Raw genomic sequence first — 534 nt, 5'->3', positions numbered from 1 at the left:
TGCGAAAGCAGCTCTGGGGTGGTTTTGAAATGAAGTGAAAAATGATGCAAAACATCGCTTGACACGAGATTGAAAATCACTAAAATGGCCGCCTCGCAACGCGGTGGAGTCGAAAGGTTCAAAAGTGAAGCGAAGTGAGTTGAGTAGGTGAGTTTGATAAATAATTTCAAATCGCTGGCTTGACACAAATTCTGGGAAGTGTAAGATACGCCTCCCGCTGAACAAGGTCTTAACCGGTTCAGCACTGCTCTTTAACAATAAGCAATCAATCATCTGTGTGGGCACTCACGGAATAGATTCTGCAGCGAGCAATCGCACAAAGAATATTTATCAGTGAAGTGACTTATACAGAAATCTGTTCGAAAGAGCAGACGTTTTAAGTCAGTGATACTGAGCAGCTACTTCGGTAGCAATTAAACTTTAATTGAAGAGTTTGATCATGGCTCAGATTGAACGCTGGCGGCAGGCCTAACACATGCAAGTCGAGCGGGGTTTTCGGACCTAGCGGCGGACGGGTGAGTAATGCGTAGGAAG

General features: G+C 44.9%; 1 rRNA gene. It reads left to right on the top strand.

Features of this window, described 5'->3' with window-relative positions:
- Positions 1 to 421 precede the first annotated feature (421 nt).
- A 16S ribosomal RNA gene (locus IEW88_RS18620) occupies positions 422 to 534 on the top strand; the annotation flags it as partial.

Source organism: Rheinheimera tangshanensis (assembly GCF_014645135.1).
GTDB lineage: Bacteria > Pseudomonadota > Gammaproteobacteria > Enterobacterales > Alteromonadaceae > Pararheinheimera > Pararheinheimera tangshanensis.
Note: the sequence above shows the minus strand (reverse complement) of the source record. Positions and strands in the feature narration are given on the sequence as shown.